This window comes from Achromobacter deleyi, from assembly GCF_013116765.2.
In the GTDB taxonomy this organism is placed as follows: Bacteria; Pseudomonadota; Gammaproteobacteria; order Burkholderiales; family Burkholderiaceae_B; genus Achromobacter; species Achromobacter deleyi_A.
In genome coordinates this window covers 1777050-1794377 of record NZ_CP074375.1, presented here as the reverse complement: position 1 = coordinate 1794377, position 17328 = coordinate 1777050, and the positions used below count along the sequence as shown (strand labels likewise).

15 protein-coding genes are annotated in these 17328 nt (G+C 68.7%); all 15 read right to left on the bottom strand.

What is annotated here, in order from left to right; all coding sequences use genetic code 11:
• Positions 1 to 8: 8 nt before the first annotated feature.
• Positions 9 to 1721: a thiamine pyrophosphate-binding protein gene (locus tag HLG70_RS08070; protein WP_171662276.1), complete on the bottom strand. Its 1713-nt coding sequence runs from the start codon at positions 1719 to 1721 to the stop codon at positions 9 to 11.
• Positions 1718 to 2647, bottom strand: coding sequence for an HpcH/HpaI aldolase/citrate lyase family protein (locus HLG70_RS08065; protein ID WP_171662277.1), 930 nt, complete (start codon positions 2645 to 2647; stop codon positions 1718 to 1720). The genes HLG70_RS08070 and HLG70_RS08065 overlap by 4 nt, the downstream gene beginning before the upstream one ends.
• Positions 2644 to 3927, bottom strand: a complete 1284-nt coding sequence (locus HLG70_RS08060; RefSeq protein ID WP_171662278.1) for a TRAP transporter large permease — start codon at positions 3925 to 3927, stop codon at positions 2644 to 2646. Before HLG70_RS08060 ends, HLG70_RS08065 begins: the two co-directional genes overlap by 4 nt.
• Before the next feature lie 10 nt (positions 3928 to 3937).
• A complete protein-coding gene (locus tag HLG70_RS08055) occupies positions 3938 to 4417 on the bottom strand; it encodes a TRAP transporter small permease (protein ID WP_171662279.1) in 480 nt (159 codons plus the stop codon).
• Positions 4417 to 5412, bottom strand: a complete 996-nt coding sequence (locus HLG70_RS08050) for a DctP family TRAP transporter solute-binding subunit (RefSeq protein ID WP_171662280.1) — start codon at positions 5410 to 5412, stop codon at positions 4417 to 4419. The genes HLG70_RS08055 and HLG70_RS08050 overlap by 1 nt, the downstream gene beginning before the upstream one ends.
• Before the next feature lie 68 nt (positions 5413 to 5480).
• Positions 5481 to 6617 carry a lactonase family protein gene (locus HLG70_RS08045; protein ID WP_171662281.1) on the bottom strand — a complete coding sequence of 379 codons (1137 nt, stop codon included), beginning with the start codon at positions 6615 to 6617 and terminating at the stop codon, positions 5481 to 5483.
• Positions 6614 to 7426 carry an ATP-binding cassette domain-containing protein gene (locus tag HLG70_RS08040; protein WP_171662282.1) on the bottom strand — a complete coding sequence of 271 codons (813 nt, stop codon included), beginning with the start codon at positions 7424 to 7426 and terminating at the stop codon, positions 6614 to 6616. The genes HLG70_RS08045 and HLG70_RS08040 overlap by 4 nt, the downstream gene beginning before the upstream one ends.
• Positions 7423 to 8421: an ABC transporter ATP-binding protein gene (locus HLG70_RS08035; RefSeq protein ID WP_171662283.1), complete on the bottom strand. Its 999-nt coding sequence runs from the start codon at positions 8419 to 8421 to the stop codon at positions 7423 to 7425. The genes HLG70_RS08040 and HLG70_RS08035 overlap by 4 nt, the downstream gene beginning before the upstream one ends.
• Positions 8422 to 8425: 4 nt before the next feature.
• A complete protein-coding gene (locus HLG70_RS08030; RefSeq protein ID WP_171662284.1) occupies positions 8426 to 9295 on the bottom strand; it encodes an ABC transporter permease in 870 nt (289 codons plus the stop codon).
• Positions 9292 to 10209: an ABC transporter permease gene (locus HLG70_RS08025; RefSeq protein ID WP_171662285.1), complete on the bottom strand. Its 918-nt coding sequence runs from the start codon at positions 10207 to 10209 to the stop codon at positions 9292 to 9294. Before HLG70_RS08025 ends, HLG70_RS08030 begins: the two co-directional genes overlap by 4 nt.
• Before the next feature lie 104 nt (positions 10210 to 10313).
• A complete protein-coding gene (locus tag HLG70_RS08020; RefSeq protein ID WP_171662286.1) occupies positions 10314 to 11819 on the bottom strand; it encodes an ABC transporter substrate-binding protein in 1506 nt (501 codons plus the stop codon).
• A 198-nt stretch (positions 11820 to 12017) separates the two neighbouring features.
• Positions 12018 to 12752 (bottom strand): FadR/GntR family transcriptional regulator, encoded by a 735-nt coding sequence (locus HLG70_RS08015; RefSeq protein ID WP_171662287.1) that lies wholly within the window; start codon positions 12750 to 12752, stop codon positions 12018 to 12020.
• Positions 12753 to 13038: 286 nt separating this feature from the next.
• Positions 13039 to 15489, bottom strand: coding sequence for a TonB-dependent receptor (locus HLG70_RS08010; RefSeq protein WP_171662288.1), 2451 nt, complete (start codon positions 15487 to 15489; stop codon positions 13039 to 13041).
• Positions 15490 to 15604: 115 nt separating this feature from the next.
• On the bottom strand, positions 15605 to 16648 hold the full coding sequence (locus tag HLG70_RS08005; RefSeq protein ID WP_171662289.1) for a FecR family protein: 1044 nt from the start codon (positions 16646 to 16648) through the stop codon (positions 15605 to 15607).
• Positions 16626 to 17270, bottom strand: coding sequence for an RNA polymerase sigma factor (locus HLG70_RS08000; RefSeq protein ID WP_171662290.1), 645 nt, complete (start codon positions 17268 to 17270; stop codon positions 16626 to 16628). Before HLG70_RS08000 ends, HLG70_RS08005 begins: the two co-directional genes overlap by 23 nt.
• Positions 17271 to 17328 lie beyond the last annotated feature (58 nt).

The window sequence follows — 17328 nt, the reverse complement described above, 5'->3', positions numbered from 1 at the left end:
CCGTGTTGTCAGAGGCCCTGGCGGGCGTTGCGGGCCTGCGCGGCCTCGCGGATGCCCATCAGCGTTTCGCCGGGGGCGATGCCGTTGGCGTCGTAGCGGATTTCCAGCAGCGCCGGCAGGCTTTCGCGTTCGGCGAAGGCCAGCGCGCGTTCGAAGGCCGGTCCGAAGTCGGCGGTGTTCTCGACCGCCTCGCCGTAGCCGCCGTAGCCGCGGATGATCTGCGTGAAGTCCGGGTTCTCGAAGCCCAGCGCAATCGTGCGGGCCGGGAACTCGCGTTCCTGGTGGGCGCGGATCGTGCCCCAGATGCCGTTGTTGAACACCAGCACGACCACGCCCAGGCGGTACTGCAGGGCCACGCCGAGCTCCTGCATGTTCATCTGGAAGCAGCCGTCGCCGGCATAGCAGACCGCGGCGCGCTTGCGGTCTTCGAGCTTGGCGGAAATGGCTGCCGGCAGGCCATAGCCCATGGAGCCGACCGTGGGCGTCAGGCTGGTGCCCGGGCCGGCATAACGGCGGTAGCGATGCGGATACAGCGCGTAGTTGCCGGCGCCCACGGTGACGCAGGCGTCGGCCGGGAGGTGCGCATCGACGTAGGCGGCGGCTGCATCCAGGCTCATCGGGCCGGGCGAAGGCAGGGGCGCCAGGCTGTCGGCCAGCTCCTGGTGGGCGGCGCGCACCGCGTCGCCGCGCGGCCGGGTGTGGCCGGGTTGCAGGGCGGCCGCGGCGGCGGCAAAACTGGCCACGTCGGCCACGATGGCCTGCGTGGGTGAAAACACGCGGCCCAGTTCGGCGGCGTCGGGATAGACGTGGATCAGTTTCTGGCGCGGCAGCGGGCTTTCGATGACGGTATAGCCCTCGGTCGTGGCTTCGCCCAGCCGCGTGCCCACGGCCAGCACCAGGTCGGCGTCGCGCAGGCGCTGGCGCAGCGCGGGCGTCATGGCCCAGCCCACGTGGCCGGCGGCGTTGGGATGGCGCTGGTCGAAGCACTCCAGGCGGCGCCAGGCCGTGCCCACCGGCAGTTCGAAGCGCTCGGCGAAGCCGGCGATCTGGTCGATGGCGGACTGGCGCCAGCCGTTGCCGCCCAGGAGCAGGAAGGGGCGCTCGGCGGCGTTCAGCAACTCGGTCATGCGGGCCAGGTCGGCGGAGCCGGGGTGGCTGTGCATGCGCGGATAGCGCGGCAGGTCCGGCACGCTGGCGCGGCCCCACAGCGTGTCTTCGGGCAGGGCCAGCACCACCGGGCCGGGGCGGCCGCTGGTGGCCACCGCGAAGGCGCGCGAGATGAATTCCGGGATGCGGTCGGTGCGGTCGATCTGCGCGACCCACTTGGCCATCTGCCCGAACATCCTGCGGTAGTCGATTTCCTGGAACGCCTCGCGCTCCATGAAATCGTTGCCCACCTGGCCGACGAACAGGATCATCGGCGTGGAGTCCTGGAACGCGGTATGCACGCCGATGCTGGCATTGGTGGCGCCGGGGCCGCGCGTGACAAAGCAGATGCCGGGCTCGCCGGTCAGCTTGCCATAGGCCTCGGCCATGTAGGCGGCGCCGCTTTCCTGGCGGCAGACGATAGGCTCGATCGCATCGGTGTGCTCGTTGAGCGCGTCGATGCAGGGCAGATAGCTTTCGCCGGGAATCATGAACACGCGGCGCGCGCCATGGATGCGCAACTGCTGCATCAGGATCTGACCGCCATTGCGTTCGGGAATTGCGGCTGACGTCATGCGGAGTCTCCTTGTTGCGGGACGGCCGGCGCGCGGCGCTCGGCGGCCCATCGTTCGAATAAGTGATGGCGCGCCAGCAGGCGGCGCGCGGTGTTGTAGGCGGGGGGATCGATGCGTTCGGCGTCCTGCCGTCCGGCGCGCTGCGCCTCGAAGCGGGAGACGCAGTCCAGCGCCGCGGCGACCTCGTCGGGCGCGGGGGTGAACACCGCGTGGATCATCGGAACCTGTTCGGCTACCGTGGCGCACTTGGACTTCAGCCCCAGGCGGCGCGCCCAGCGCAGGTCGGCTTCGAGCGCCGGCAGGTCGCGGTAGTTGAACGGACAGTCGATGGGCAGGCAGCCCGCCGCCGTGCAGTCCACCAGGAAGCGGGCGCGCAGATGGTGCAGCTCGATGCCGTCCTTGCCGCGTTCCGCGCCCAGGCTGGCCGTCAGGTCTTCCGCGGCGAGCAGGCAGGCCGCCACGCGCGGGCTGGCGGTCAGGATGTCGTAGGCCCGGTGCACGCCCAGCGCGGACTCCAGCGTGGGCACGATCTCGGTGCCGCCCGCGGGCAGGCCCAGCTCCGCTTCCAGCGCGGTGATGGCCTGGTCCAGGGCGATGATCTGCGCCGCGCTTTCCGCGTGCGGCAGGAACACGGCGTCCGGCGCGCCGGGCATCACGCCCCGCAGGTCCGCCAGGCCGTCTTCTTCCAGCTTGTTGATGCGCACCGCGGCCACCACGCCGCGGGCGCGGCACTCGGCGAACAGCGCCGCGATGCGCGGGCGGGCGGCCGGCCGTTCGGCGGGCGCGGTGAACTCTTCCAGGTCGGCCACCAGGGCGTCGGCGCCGCTGGCCAGGCCGGCGGCCTGGGCCGCGGCGTCCATGCCGGGCACGAACATCCAGCTGCGGCGCAGGGCCGGGGGACGGCGGAGATAGTTGGCGGGGGTCATTGCACGTGCCTCGGCAGGAACAGCACCAGTTCAGGAACAAAGGTCAGCAGCAGCATGACCGCGGTCATGGCCAGCATCATCCAGGACAGCGGACGCAGGGTCTGCATCATGTTGATGCCGCCGATCTTGCACGCAGCCATCAGGTCGACCCCCACCGGCGGCGTGTTCGCGCCGATCGCCATGTTGATCGACAGCAGGATGCCGAAGTGGACCGGATCGATGTTGTAGTGGGCCAGCACCGGCATCACGACAGGCGCCACGATGATGATGACGGGGATCGCCTCCATGAAGGTGCCCAGCAGCAGCAGCACCACGGTCAGCACCAGCAGCACGGCGACCTTGCTGTCGGTCCACTCGACCAGCAGCGTCGACAGTGCCTGCGGCACCTGTTCGGCCACCAGCACCCAGGCGAACAGCCCCGAGGCGCCGATGATCAGCAGGATGGACGCGCTGCCTTCGCCGGTGGACTTGAGGTTGTCCCACAGCGACTTCAGGCTGAGCGTGCGGTACCAGAAAAAGCCGATCAGCAAGGCATAGACGATGGCGCTGGAGGCGGCTTCGGTGGCCGTGAAGACCCCGAAGCGGATGCCGCCGATGATCAGCACCGGCACCATCAGCGCGGGCAGCGCGTCGATGGCGGCGGCGCGCAGCTCGCCCCAGGAGAACGGGTGGCCGCCGGCCCAGTTGTGCTTGCGGGATTGCCAGATGGCCACGCCGATCAGCGACAGCCCCAGCAGGATGCCCGGGATGATGCCGGCCACGAACAGCTTGCCCACCGAGGTATCGGTGATGGTGCCGTAGACGATCAGCACGATGCTGGGCGGGATGATGGTGGAGGTGGCCCCGGCGCTGCCGACCAGTGCGCACGAGAAGCCCTTGTCGTAGCCGCTGCGCGCCATGGCCGGCAGCAGCAGGCTGCCGATGGCGACCACGTCGGCCACGCCGGACCCCGACAGCGCGCCGAACATCAGGCAGGCCAGCACGGCGACCACGGCCAGGCCGCCCTTGATGTCGCCGACGATGGCGGCGCACAGCCGCACGATGCGCTGGGTCAGCCCGGCGCTGTTCATCAGCTGGGCGGCCAGGATGAACAGCGGGATAGCCAGCAGGGTGAAGCTGTCCAGTCCCACCACGTATTGCTGGGCCGCGACCATCAGGGGCGCGGAGTCATAGACCGCCAGGTAGGCCAGGCAGGACAGCACCAGGCCGAACGCGATGGGCATGTCGATCAGCACCGTGATCGTGAACACGCCCATTAGAAAGAGAGCACCCGAAGACATCTTGTTGTTCCTATTCGGCGGCAGGCGCGGGAGCGGGGGAGAACAGCTGCGCCAGATGCACCACGATGGTGACCGCGCAGGCAAACGGCAGCGCCAGGTACACCGTGCCGGCGGACACGTCCAGCGCGGGCAGGGTCTGGTCCATCGTCAGTTCGGCCAGCTGCCAGCCGGCGTAGCCCAGCGCGGCGAGGCCGACGATGATCAGCACCTGGTTGATGCGTTCAAACACGTGGAGCACGCGCGGATTGCGCACCATGAAGGGCAGCAGGCCGGCCATCAGGTGTGAACGCTCGAAGCTGCATGCGACGCCGCCGATGAAGGCGGACCACACCAGCACCAGCCGCGGCAGCTCCTCGGCCCAATGCGGCGTGCTGTGGGTGACGAAGCGGGCAAACACCACGTAGGTGATCAGGATCGCCAGCAAGGCCACCGCCAGGGCGGCGAAGGCCTTGCTGATGCCCGACAGGATGGCGGACAGTCGGTTGAGCATTACTTGGCCTCGCGGTACTTCTGGACCAGCGCCATCAGTTCGGGGCCGTAGGTGACCGAGTAGGTCTTCCAGACGGGTTCGACCGCGGCGGCGAAGGCGGTCTTGTCCACGTCATTGACCTGCATGCCCCTTTCCTTCAGCTGGGCGACGAACTGCTGGTCGCCGTCGCTGATCATCTTGCGCTGGGCATCGCGCCACTTGTCGGCGGCCGCCTGCACGATCGCCTTGTCGTCGGCCGAGATGCGGCTCCAGACCGGCTTGGAGATGATCAGGTTGGCGGGGCCCCAGACGTGGCCGGTCAGCGACAGGTACTTCTGCACTTCGAAGAAGGACGAGGTGTAGATGATGGACAGCGGGTTCTCCTGCGCGTCGAACACCTTCTGCTGCAGGGCGGAATACAGTTCGCCGAATGCCAGCGGCGCGGGGTTGGCGCCCAGCGCGGTGAAGGTATCCAGGCGCATCTTGTCCGGTGTGACGCGGGTCTTCAGGCCATTCAGGTCGGCGGGCTTGTTCACCGGGCCGCGGTTGTTCGTGACGTGGCGAAAGCCGTTCTCCCACCACGAGATGATGGTCAGGTTCTTCTTGTCGGCCAGCTTGGCCAGCGCTGCGCCCAGGTCTCCGTCGTAGGCCTTGTAGGCCTGCTGCGACGTGGACCAGGTGTAGGGCAGTTCGACCACGCCGAACTTGGGTTCGATGGGCTGCAGCGAGCCCGAGCCGATGATGGCCGCGCCCTGGCTGCCGATCTGCAGGCCTTCCAGCATGGTCTTCTCATTGCCCAGCTGGCCGCTGGGGAACAGCACGAAGTTGACGCGGCCATTGGTCTTTTCCTTGACCTCGGCGGCAAAGCCTTCGGCGGCCTTGTTCCAGCTATGGCTGGGGGCCAGCACGTGGCCCAGCTTGATGTCCAGGGCGTGGGCGGAAAGCGGGGCGAGGGCGGCGCTGGCGAGCAGGGCGGCGCCGAGCAGGGAAGAGCGTTTCCGGGTGGCGAAAGTCATGGCAAAACTCCAGATTCGGGAAGGGTGGAAATGCGTGGTGGTGGAACGATGGCGGGGTGCGGCCCCGCTCAGTAGGATGGCCCCCGCATCGAGGCGGGGTGGCCGGGCAGCGCGATGCGCGTTCCGGTATCGGACAGGCCGTCGTCTCCCACGGCCAGGACCTGCATGCTGGCGTCGAGGAAATTCCCGACGTAGAGAAAACGGCTGTCGGGACTGAAGGCCAGGCCCTCGGGCAGCGCGCCGACCTCGATGGCGCCGGCGCGCGTTACGCGCAGGCCTTCGATGCGCAGCAGCACGATCTGTCCGCGGGGGTGGTGGAACCAGGCGCTGGACGGATTGTTCGAGCCCTGCACGATGGCGACGGCCGCGTGGCGTCCGTCCGGGCTGATGGCGATGCCCTCGGGCCCGTCCTCGACCATCAGGCGGTCCACGACGCGGGGCGGCGTGCTGGACAGGTCCACCACGCTGATGGAATCCGCGTGGCCGTCCGACGCGGTCGGGCTGCCCATGTCCACGACCAGGGCCAGTCCGCCGTCGGGCGACACGACCAGGTTGAAGGGCACCAGGCCCGTGGTCAGGTCTTCGGCCGGATCGTGCGTGACGCGCGGCGCCGGGCCGCTTTCATCGATGTGCAGCACGCCCAGCCGGTGAGTGTCGGTCTTGACGGCAAAGGCGCGCTTGCCGTCGGCCGCGAACGACACGGCGACCACGGCCGTGCCCATGTCGATTTCGCCGCAATCTTCGACCCGGCCGGCCGCGATGCGCAGCACCGACACGGACCGACCGGCCTTGTTCGCCACCAGCGCCAGCGTGCCGGCGCGGTTGATCGACAGTCCGGACGGCTGCAGGCCGGCCTGCAGCGTTTGCGTGACGGCGGGCGGCGTGGCGGCCAGGTCGATCACGTACAGATCGCGGCCAGGCGCCGGTTGCCAGCCCTGGCCGTCCTCGCGGGCCGGCCAGGCCATGGAATCGGCCACCAGCGCCAGTCGCTGGTCGGGTGTCACCGCCAGATTGACGGGCGGACCGAACAGCGAGTTGGGCAGCGGCAGCGTGGCGACCAGTTCCGGCGCGGCGGGGTTGGCGCCCGCATCAAAGATGCTGAGCGTATCGCGGCCCGGCGCCAGGAAGCGGATCTGGCCGTCGTCCCAGGTGACTTTCTCGTCGTTGCCGACCAGCAGGAAATGCGGGGAGCGCGTCGCGTTCATGCCGCCAGCTCCTCGGCCTGCGGCACGGCCAGCGTGGCGCCGATCAGTTGCCGGGTATAGGGATGCGTCGGCGCGAAATAGACCTGGCCGGCGGCGCCGCGCTCGACCACGCGGCCGCCTTGCAGCACCACGATTTCGTCGGCGATGTGCTGCACCACGGCCAGGTTGTGGCTGATGAACAGGTAGCCCAGGCCGCGCTCGCGCTGCAGTTCCATCAACAGGTTCAGGATCTGCGCCTGCACGGAAACATCCAGCGCCGAGGTCGGCTCGTCGCAGATCAGCAGCTGCGGCTCCAGCATCAGGGCGCGGGCGATCGCCACCCGCTGGCGCTGGCCACCGGACAGCTCGCGCGGATAGCGCGCCGCGAATGCGGGCACCAGCCCGACCGCGTCCATCATCCGGCGCACCGACGCCGCGCGCGAGGCGGCATCGCCGATGCCGTGGACCCGCAAGGGCGCGGTCAGTATCTCGTCGATGGTGCGGCGGGGGTTGAGGGACGAATACGGATCCTGGAACACCATCTGGATGCGGCGCGCGCGGGCGCGCGCCGGCATCGCCGTCAGCGGCTGGCCGTCCAGCAGGGCCTGGCCCTGGGTGGGGGCCAGCAGGCCCAGCATCAGCTTGGCGATGGTGGACTTGCCGCTGCCGGACTCGCCCACCAGGCCGATGGTCTGCCCGGCGGGCACGTGCAGATCGATGTCGTGCAGGATCCTGGGCGCCGGACGGCGCGAGAACAGGCTGGCCCGGCCGTACTGGAACGACAGGCCGTTCAGGCGGATGCTGGCGCGCGAGGCGGAAGGCTGGCTCATGCCGGGACTCCTTGGCGCAGCGCGCCGGGTTTGACGCACAGGCAGCGGTGTCCGCCTTGTGTCCGGGCCGGGATGGGTTGAGCGCAGCGCGGCTCGGCGACGGGGCAGCGTTCGCGGAAGGCGCAGCCGGTGATGGCCGTGTCCAGCGACGGCACGGCGCCGGAGATGGTGGGCAGCTCGGCCCGCGGCGCGGTGCGGCCGGGTTGCGGAATGCAGTGGAGCAGCATCGAGGTGTACGGATGGCTGGGGCGCTCCAGCACCTCGCGCACGCTGCCGCCTTCGACGATGTCGCCGGCATACATCACGATCACGTGGTCGGCGATGCGCGCCACCAGGCCCATGTCATGCGAAATGAACACCATGCCCAGGCCGAACTCGGCCTGGATGTCGCGCAGCAGGTCCAGCAGCTCGGCCTGTACCGTGACGTCCAGCGCCGTAGTGGGCTCGTCGGCGATCAGCAGTTCCGGGCCGCACATCAGCGCCATCGCGATCATCACGCGCTGGCGCAGACCGCCCGACAATTCGAAGGGGTATTGCCGCATGCGTTCCTCCGGGTTGGCGATGCCGACCCGGCGCAACAGGTACTCGGCGCGCTCGGCGGCCTCGCGCCGGCTAACGCGCTTGTGCTGGCGCAGGACGTCGATGAGCTGCGTGCCGATGGTGAACACCGGATTGAGCGAGGTCATGGGATCCTGGAAGATCATGGCGATGCGCGCGCCGCGCAATCGCGCGAGCGCAGCCGGGGTCAGCGCGGCCAGGTCCTGGCCGGCGAACTCCAGCCGCGCCACGCGGCGCCGCGCCGCGGCCGGCAGCAGGTCCAGCAGGGCCAGGGCCGTGAGCGACTTGCCGCAGCCGGACTCGCCCACTATGCACAGCGTCTTGCCGCGCTCCAGGCTGAAGTCCACCGCGCGCACCACATGCTTGGTGTGCGTGGGGGTATGGATGTCGATGTGCAGGTCCTGGACCCGCAGCAGCGGATGGCTGGTGGCGGTCATCGGCTCACCCCTTTTTCATTTGGATGGCGCGCAGGCTTTCGCCGGCGCGGTTCACGCACAGCACCAGCAGGAACAGCACGATGCTGGGAATCACGACCAGCGAGGGCTGGAACAGCATGTTTTCCTTTCCTTCGGCGATCATCAGGCCCAGCGAGGGCATCGGCGCGGGCACGCCCAGGCCCAGGAACGAGAGCGAGGCTTCCAGCGTGATGGCCATGGCGGCATCCACCGTGCCGATGATGAGCAGGTTGCCGACGAGGTTGGGCAGGATGTCGCGCCAGATGATCTGCAGGTGCGTGCAGCCTTGCAGCCGCGAAGCGGTGACGAATTCGGCGTTGCGCAGTCCGGCGGCCATGGTGCGCGCGACCAGCGCGTAGCGCTCCCACAGCAGCAGGCCCAGCACCAGCACCACCACCGTGAGCGAGGCGCCCACCACCGACACCACGGCCAGCGCCACCAGGATGATGGGCAATGCCAGGCGGGCCGTGATCAGGAAGGACACGGCGCGGTCCACGGCGCCGCCGAAGTAGCCGGCGACCACGCCCAGCGTGGTGCCTATCAGTCCGCCCATCAGCGCCACGGACAGTCCGATCAGCGCCGACACGCGTACGCCGTACAAGGCGCGCGCCAGCACGTCGCGGCCGAGCTGGTCGGTGCCCAGGATGTGGTTCCAGTCGCCGCCTTCGGCCCAGACCGGCTCTTGCAGCCGGGCCAGCAGGTCTTGCGCATACGGGTCGTGGGGAATCAGGTAGGGGCCGACCATGCCGGCCAGCACCAGCAGCGCCAGCATGGCCAGGCCGAAGCCGCGGCCAAACCGGGCCAGTCGGGCGCCGCGCGGCGCGGCGGGCAGGGGGGAGGCAAGGGTGTTGCTCATATCGCGGCTCGCACTCGGGGGTCCAGCCAACCGTTGATCAGGTCGGCGACCAGGGTCAGGACGATGTAGATCAGCGCGAAGATCAGGATCAGCGCCTGCATCGTGGGGAAGTCGCCGCGCAGGATGGACGTCCAGGCCAGCAGCCCGGCGCCGTTGATGGCGAAGACCGTCTCGATCACAACGGAGCCGGCCAGCAGGGTGCCCATCTGGGCGGCCGCCAGCGAGACCAGGGGCCGCAGCGCATTGCGCAGCGCGTACTTCAACACCACGCTCGCGCCGCCCAGTCCCATGGCGCGCGCCGTGCGGATGTAGTCGGTGGCCAGCACCGTTTCCATTTCGGACTTCATCAATCGCAGCATCGCCGGCATGGCGAACAGGCCCAGCGCGACCACCGGCATCACATAGTGCTTCCAGGCATCGAAGCCGGACGCCGGCAGCCACTGGTTGCGCACGCTGAAGACGATGATCAGCAGGAACGCCAGACAGAACGGCGGCATCGCCTGCGCGCAGGCCGACAGCATCATCGTGGCGCGATCGATCAGCGAGCCCTTGCGCAGGCCCGCCAGCACGCCCAGCGGAATCGCCAGCAGCAGCGCGAACGCCATCGCGGCCAGGCCCAGCTTGGCGGTGGCGGGAAAATGCTGGCCCAGCAGTTCGGCCACGGGCCGGCTGAAGTACAGGCTGTCGCCGAAATCACCGCGCACCACGCCCGCCAGCCAGCGGCCGTACTGCACCAGGATGGGGTCGTCGAAGCCGTGCTGCAGCGACAGACGGGCCGCGTCGGCCGCGCTGCCTTCGCCGGCCAGGCGCGCGGCGGGGTTGCCGGACGCGAACACCAGCGAGAAGCTGATCAGCGACACGAACACCACCAGCAAGGCGGCAACTAGCAAGCGGCGAAACAGGAATGCAATCATGGGTCAACCTTTGTCCGTGGGCGCCGGCGCGCGCCGCCCCGCCGGGATGCCGAAGCGTCCGGGTCAGGACTGGCGAAGCGCGCCGGCGCGGCCGGCAAGCCGGATCAGTTCCAGGAGGCCTTGTAGAAACGCGGGAACTCGTCGCCGTCGACCGAGAAGTTCAGGTCCTTGGCCTGCACGGCGTTGAGCGAGTGGTTCCACAGCGGCACCCAGTAGGCCTGTTCGGCCACGATCTTCTGGGCAGCCGCGTAGTTGCGGGCGCGCAGCTCGCGGTCCACCGTGGTGTCGGCCGTTTCCAGGTGCTTGATGACATCGGCGTTGCGCGCCTGGTCGTCCGGGCCGCCGCGGAAGAAGTTGCTGGTGGACAGCGCCGCGTCGGCGATGCCGTAGGAACCCCAGTTGGAGGACAGCATGGCGATCTTGCCGTCGCGCCAGTTGGTCATGGCGGTGCCGTACTGCTGTTCCACCAGGTTCAGCTTGATGCCGGCCTGCGCCATTTGCGCGGCGGCGGCGTCCAGGATGGCGCGCGGCGGGGCGGAAATCACCAAGTCCAGCGTCACGCCATTGGGGTAGCCGGCCTGCGCCAGCAATTGCTTGGCGCGGGCAGGGTCGAACTTGTAGGTCTGCACGTCGCTGGCGCAGCCGAACTGGGCCGGATTGCAGGCCGCGTTGATCACCTTGGACGCGCCACCCACCAGCGCGCGGCGGATCGCCTCGCGGTCGATGGCGTAGTTGATCGCCTGGCGGACTTCCTGCTTGGCCAGGGGCGACTTGCCGTCGTCAAAGCGCGGGTTCAGCGAGATATAGCTGATGCGCATGATGCTGCTGCTCTTGACCGCGACGGCGGGCGTCTTTTCCATGCGCTTGGCCACATCGGGCGGCACGCGCCAGATCCAGTCCAGGCCGCCGGACAGCAGCTCGGCGTATTGCGTGTTGGCGTCGGGCAGCACCCGGACCACCAGCTTCTTCACGGCGGGCTTGGCGCCGAAATAATCCTCGTAGCGTTCGTACACGTAGCGGCTGCCGGGCTGGCTCTCGACCAGGCGGTAGGGGCCGGTGCCGATGGGCTTGGCGCCCATGTCCGACTGGTTCGCCTCGTAGTACTTGCGCGGATAGATCGGCAGGTTTTCCGACAGCATTTCCAGCGCCAGCGGATAAGGCGTCTTCATCTTGATGCGCACCGTATCGTCGGAGACCTTCTCCGCCTTGGCGATCCAGGCCACCTGGTTCTGGAAGCGGGCCTTGTAGCCCTCCGAGGACACCAGGTTCAGCGTGTACAGCACGTCGTCGATGGTCAGCAGCGATCCGTCGTGGAACTTCACGTCCTTGCGGATCGGCAGTTCGATGGTGGTGTCGTCGACGAACTTGTAGCCCGTGGCGATGGCAGAGCCGAACTCGCCCGTATCCTGGTTCTTCTGCAGCAGCCCGGAAAAGACCATGCGCGCCAGCGCCAGGCCGGGACGGTCGGATTCCTTGTAGGCGTCCAGGGTGGCGGGCGCCGCGTCGAAGGCAATGTTGAGGGAGTTGTCAGCCTTGTTGGCCTGGGCGGCATGGGCGCCTAGCGCCAATAGCGCCGCGCTCACTAGCTTCACGGTACGGGTCAGCTGCATGTTTTCACCTTGATATGTTTTAAGTATTTGACGTACGGACTACGGGTACTGCGGTGCTGCCAAACTGCGTATCAAAAGACAAGCCGCTCCCCTTGCCGCGGGCGGCGCCATGGGCGCCGGCGGTGCATGCACGCTCGGAAAGGGATCGCCGGCGCGCGTCGGCGCGCCTGGCTGCGGGGGGGTTAGAGAGTCATCAAATCATCGGATCCCGACGCTGCCGAAGTCTTCCCGCAGGCGCGCCAGGATGCCGACCAGATGGTCGTGCATGGCGTGGCGCGCGCGGATGGGATCGCGGTCGACAATGGCCGCGAGGATGCGTTCGTGTTCCTTCTGGGCTTCGATCCACACCTTGGTGGTCACGAAGTGCTCTTCCAGGCGGTGAAACACCGGACTCAGCGTGCTGAGGTGCCAGATATGCGAAATGGCGGCTGCCAGCGCGGCGTTGCCGCAGGCGGCGCCGATCGCGCTGTGGAAGGCGCGGTCGTGGATGCTGGGGGATTCGGTCAGCGACATGCCCTCATGGGCGCTGCGGATCGCCGCGATCTGCGCGGGCGATGCCTTCTGCGCGGCCAGCGCGGCGCATTCCGGTTCGATCAGCAGGCGGGTCTCCAGCAGATCGAAGGGGCCGATGTCGGTGGCTTCGACGCCATTGGCCGCGGCCTGGGCCTCGCGCGGCTCCTGGTACTGGCCGTCCTCGCGCGCCTGGCTGACGAATACGCCGGTGCCCACGCGGACCTCGACATAGCCCTCGATTTCCAGGGCGATCAACGCTTCGCGCACCGATGCGCGGCTCACCTGCAGTTGCTCGGCCAATTCGCGCTCGGCAGGCAATCGGCCGCCCGCGGGGAAGTCGCCCGCCTTGATGCGCGTGGCGATCTGGTCGGCAATCATGCGATAGAGGCGGGTGGAGGCTACGGCCTGAAGAGAGGTCATTGTTGGACGGGGTGAATGATCGGGGTGTAGAGCGTAATGGGTCTTGGGAGTTTGTGTCTTGCGCGGGATCGTTGGTTCGGCAGTGCTGCCCAGATGTCTGATGGTCCAGTGGTCAGGCCACTGGACGAAATGTACCGGAGGGGAACGGCGTTGGGAATCGGGAGCGGCTTGTTTTTCGCGGTTTCTAGGGAAAACCACTACCGGGGCGTACGCGTGGAGGGCAGCCTCCCGGACGATGCCGGGAGGCGCCATTGAGGCCTCTCGCGCGAGGCTCGCGGCTAAGCCTTCAGAAGTCGATCGTTGCCGACAGCAGCACAGTGCGCGGCGCGCCCAGATGCAGATAACCCTCGGAAGCCGAGGACCAGTAGTCCTTCCCGAACACGTTCTGCACGCTGGCGCGCAGCGTGACGGGATGATTGAATGCCCGGGTGGCATAGCGCGCGCCCAGGTCCCAGCGAGTCCAGCCGGGGATGCGGCGCGAATTCTCCAGGTTCTGGTATTGCGAGCTGGTCGACAGGGCGCGCGCGGTCAGCGTCACGCCCGGCAGCAGGGAGGGGTCCCACTCCAGGCCGATATTGGCCAGCCAGCGCGGCACGCCGACGGCGGTATTGCCCTCGGTGGCGGAGCTGGCCGTGCGCGTCATCTTTGCCTGCATGTAGGTAATGCCGCCCAGCAGTCGTACGCCGGAGCTCAGTTCGCCGAAGGCATTCAGCTCCAGGCCGCGGTTGCGCTGCTCCCCGCTGACGTCGTAGCGTGGCACGCCGTCCTGCACGCTGGACAGGCCGGTCGGCTGCTTGATCTGGAACGCCGACAGCGTCGTCGTCAAGGCGCCGAAGTCGACCTTGACCCCGGCCTCCATCTGCTTGGTCTTGATGGGTGCGAATATCTCGCCGGCGTTGGCCGCGCCCTGCGGCGCGATCGGGCCGGTGGTCAGGCCCTCGATGTAGTTCGCGTACAGCGATACGTCCTGATGCGGCTTGACCACCAGGCCTACGGCCGGAGTCACGGCGGACTTGTCATAGTTGGAGATCCGGTCGCCGGTGACGTTGCTGTAGTTGCTGGTCTTGACGGTTTGATGGCGCACGCCCAGCGTCAGCAGCACCCGGTCTTGCGCGAAGGACAGGGTGTCGGCCAGCGCGATCGTGGGCAGCTTGACCAGCGAGGTGCGCGGCGGCGAACTGGACAGCCCGCCGATGTCGGGCTTGGGTATGGGAGAGGGGTCGTACAGGTTGGACGGCGTCAATCCGAAGATGTAGTAGTCGTAGTAGCCGGCGCGCTGCTCGAACGTGGAGAAGCTGAGGTTCACCTCGTGCTTGACCGGGCCCGTGTCGAACTGCCCGCGCACGCCAAGCTGGGACGAGGTGTTGTTCTCGTAGCTGGGCCAGTAGTACGGCCGCATCAGCAGCGCGCCGTCTGGCCCGACCAGGATCGGGTCGGCAAACAGATACCGGTTGTCGCTGCGCCGGGTGCCGACGCCGCCATAGACCGTCAGCCGCGGCGCAATGTCGTACTCCGCGCGCACTACGGCGTAGTTGTCGCGCGACCTGGCGTAGCCCCAGTCGGGCGTGAAGCTGCGCGAGGCCCTGGGCGCGGCCGGCACCGACAGCGCGTCGTTGAAGATCAGCAGGCCGGAATCGCCCGGCGCGTCGATGTTGCTGGTCTGGTGGCCGGCGTCCAGGGAGGCGCGCAGCCTGTCGCCGCGATAGTCCAGCGCCACCGCGGCCAGGCCGGTTTCGTTGGACTGGTTCTGCACGGCCGTATCGCCATTGCGGTACGAACCATTGAAGCGGATGCCGAACTCCTTGTTCTCGCCGAAGCGGCGGCCCATGTCGACCGCGGCGCCGAACCGGGAATCGGATTCATAGGTCGCGGTCAGCCGGGTCAATGGCTCGTCGCCGGCGCGCTTGGGCACCACATTGATGCCGCCGCCCACGCTGCCGCGCGGCGCCATGCCGTTGAGCAGCGCATTGGGGCCCTTCAGCACCTCGACCCGTTCGACGGCCTCCAGCGTGATGCTGCGCAGGGGCAGCATGCCGTACATGCCATTGAACGCGATGTCCTGGTTGCGCACCGGAAAACCGCGTATCTGGAACTCGTCGCCGGTGCCCGCCACGGAGGCCTGGCCCTCGTTCACCATGCGGACCGAGGCGTCATTGGCCAGCACATCGGCGATCGACCTGGCCTGCTGGTTCTGGATCAGTTCGGCGGTGTAGCTTGTCACATTGAACGGCGTATCCATCAGGTCGTGGTCGCCCAGCAGCCCGACGCGGGAGCCCCGGGCCACCTGGCCGCCCGCATAGGCCTCCGGCAAACCATAGCGGCCGGACACCTCGACCGGCGCCAGCGTGGTGACGCCCGACGCCTCGGGACCCACCACCGCGTAGCCTCCGCCGGCCGTGGGACGGGTGGACAGGCCCGATCCCGCCAGCAGGCGGGTGAGCGCGTCGCGCACGGTCATGCGGCCCGAGACTGCCGGCGCGCGGGTGTCGGTCACGCTTGCGCCGCCCGCCATGATGGGCGTGCTGGTCTGGCGCGACAGGGCATTGAGCGCGGCGCCCAGCGCCTGCGCGGGGATGTCGATGGCGTGCAGGGCCTCGGCGGGGTCTTGGGTCTGCGCTTGGGGCTGCGCGCGCAAGGCGGGCGGCGCCAGGGCCAGGGGCAGGCCGAACGCGCCGGTCAGGGCCAGCGCCAGTGCCGGCCGTGCGAAGGCCGGCCGGCGGTGTGGGGGTTGGGGCATGTGAAAACTCCATCCATCTATAGAGAATCGCCGCCCGGGTCGGCAGCGTACCGATATAGAAAACGGATGAGCCGCCAAAATGGAGACACCCGCCGGCGTGGATTTCCTGGCGCGGTCAGCGCAGCCGCAGTTCGACGGCGCCGTCGGCGCGGGCGTATGCCCGCAGCGGCAGGATGGATTCCAGCATGGCGGGCAGCGCGGCGGCGTCGGCGGTGCGGAACCTCCCGGTCAGGCGCAACGCGCCCACCGCGGGGCTGGCCGCCAGCAAAGGCGCCGTCCGGAATGCGTTGATGGCGGGCAGGGCGTCCTCCAGTCGCTGGTTGTCGAACCACAGCCAGCCGTCGCGCCAGGCGGCGACGCTGCCGGGCTCGATGCGCCGGACGGGGTCGAGGTCGCCGTTGCGCCAGGCGACAGCCGTGCCGGCATGCAGGTCCACGGCCGGACCGCCACTGGCGAACGTGTACCAGCGCTTGTCGCGCGGGGCGGGAAGGAAGCGCACATGGCCTTCCTGCACCGCCACCGCCACCGGCCCGCCGCGGTCGCTGACCGTGAAGACGGTGCCCACCACCTCGACCAGGCCGCCGCGCGTGCGGACGCGAAACGGGCGTGGATCATCCGGGCTGACGGTGAACAGGGCTTCGCCGCCGGCCAGTTCCACCACGCGCTCGTCGCGATACAGCCGCAGTTCCAGCCGCGTGCGCGCACTGAGGTCGACGCGGCTTGCCGTCGCGCCCCCGCTGGACTGGTCGGGCATCAGGGCCTGCGCCAGTTGCCCCGCGCCGGTCTCGTACGACTGCTGGTACAGCGGCCGGTTCCAGTACCAGCCCGCTCCCATCGCGGCCGTGCAGGCGCCGGCCAGGCCGAAGCCCAGGAGGGCCCGGCGCGAAACGCGCGGGCCAGGGGCGACGGCGGATGGCTCATCGAAATGTTCCCGCATGTCGGGCGCTACGTCGTTTAGCAACTGCCAGCGGCGCAGGGCCTCGGCGTAGGCGGCTTCATGGTCCGGCGCGCGCGTGCGCCAGCGCGCCAGCCGCGCGCGGGCGCGGTCGGCCGAGTCTGGGGGCGCGATATCGGCGGTGGCGATCAGGGTCAGGGCCTGGTCGACCAGGGCTTCGTTCGGGGCTTCCCGCATGGAATCAATGGCGTTCGTCGTCGGCAAGCGTCGTCTCGTCGGCCCGCGGTTGGGATCTTGCCGGCATCGGGCCCAGATCCAGGTACAGGTTGCGCAGGGCGTGCGAGCAGTCCAGCGTGGCGCGGACCAGATGCTTGGCTACGGCGGCTTCGGATATGCCCAGAAGCCCCGCGATCTCGGCGCGGCTGTGGCCATAGGCGCGGTACAGGATGAACACGCGCATTCGCCGGGCGGGCAGGCTGGCCAGCACGTCGGCGACACGCTGCGCGATCTGGCGCTGGGACGCCACCTGTTCCGAGGACGGTGCGGTCAGTTGAGCATCCAGCGCGCCACGCTCGGCGAGCCAGTTGCTGGCCACCTTGCGCCGGCGGGCCTCGTCGATGCACAGGTTGTGCGCGATGCGAAAAAGCAGGCCGCGCATCGAGCCGGCCGAGTCGCCGTCTTCGGGTTTGCCGCCACGCAGGGTGCTGGCGTAGGCGCGTTCAAAGCTGGTCTGGGCGATGTCGGCCGCGTCGTCCACGTTGCGCAGCTGATAGCTCAAATGGCGATACAGGTCGCGGTAGTGGCTGAGCAGTTCGTCGACGAAATCCCGGACCGACGCGGCGGCGGCGGGGCGGCGGGCAGGGCGGCTCTGGGCGGGAACGGACATCGCGTAAGGGCTGCGGCGGGTGGCGGTGCCGCTGATTCTACAAGAATGATTCCCATTA

Excerpts from the sequence above, each read along its gene's own strand:
- HLG70_RS08070 (WP_171662276.1), bottom strand. The coding sequence starts at position 1,721 with ATGACGTCAGCCGCAATTCCCGAACGCAATGGCGGTCAGATCCTGATG.
- HLG70_RS08065 (WP_171662277.1), bottom strand. The coding sequence starts at position 2,647 with ATGACCCCCGCCAACTATCTCCGCCGTCCCCCGGCCCTGCGCCGCAGC.
- HLG70_RS08060 (WP_171662278.1), bottom strand. The coding sequence starts at position 3,927 with ATGTCTTCGGGTGCTCTCTTTCTAATGGGCGTGTTCACGATCACGGTG.
- HLG70_RS08055 (WP_171662279.1), bottom strand. The coding sequence starts at position 4,417 with ATGCTCAACCGACTGTCCGCCATCCTGTCGGGCATCAGCAAGGCCTTC.
- HLG70_RS08050 (WP_171662280.1), bottom strand. The coding sequence starts at position 5,412 with ATGACTTTCGCCACCCGGAAACGCTCTTCCCTGCTCGGCGCCGCCCTG.
- HLG70_RS08045 (WP_171662281.1), bottom strand. The coding sequence starts at position 6,617 with ATGAACGCGACGCGCTCCCCGCATTTCCTGCTGGTCGGCAACGACGAG.
- HLG70_RS08040 (WP_171662282.1), bottom strand. The coding sequence starts at position 7,426 with ATGAGCCAGCCTTCCGCCTCGCGCGCCAGCATCCGCCTGAACGGCCTG.
- HLG70_RS08035 (WP_171662283.1), bottom strand. The coding sequence starts at position 8,421 with ATGACCGCCACCAGCCATCCGCTGCTGCGGGTCCAGGACCTGCACATC.
- HLG70_RS08030 (WP_171662284.1), bottom strand. The coding sequence starts at position 9,295 with ATGAGCAACACCCTTGCCTCCCCCCTGCCCGCCGCGCCGCGCGGCGCC.
- HLG70_RS08025 (WP_171662285.1), bottom strand. The coding sequence starts at position 10,209 with ATGATTGCATTCCTGTTTCGCCGCTTGCTAGTTGCCGCCTTGCTGGTG.
- HLG70_RS08020 (WP_171662286.1), bottom strand. The coding sequence starts at position 11,819 with ATGCAGCTGACCCGTACCGTGAAGCTAGTGAGCGCGGCGCTATTGGCG.
- HLG70_RS08015 (WP_171662287.1), bottom strand. The coding sequence starts at position 12,752 with ATGACCTCTCTTCAGGCCGTAGCCTCCACCCGCCTCTATCGCATGATT.
- HLG70_RS08010 (WP_171662288.1), bottom strand. The coding sequence starts at position 15,489 with ATGCCCCAACCCCCACACCGCCGGCCGGCCTTCGCACGGCCGGCACTG.
- HLG70_RS08000 (WP_171662290.1), bottom strand. The coding sequence starts at position 17,270 with ATGTCCGTTCCCGCCCAGAGCCGCCCTGCCCGCCGCCCCGCCGCCGCC.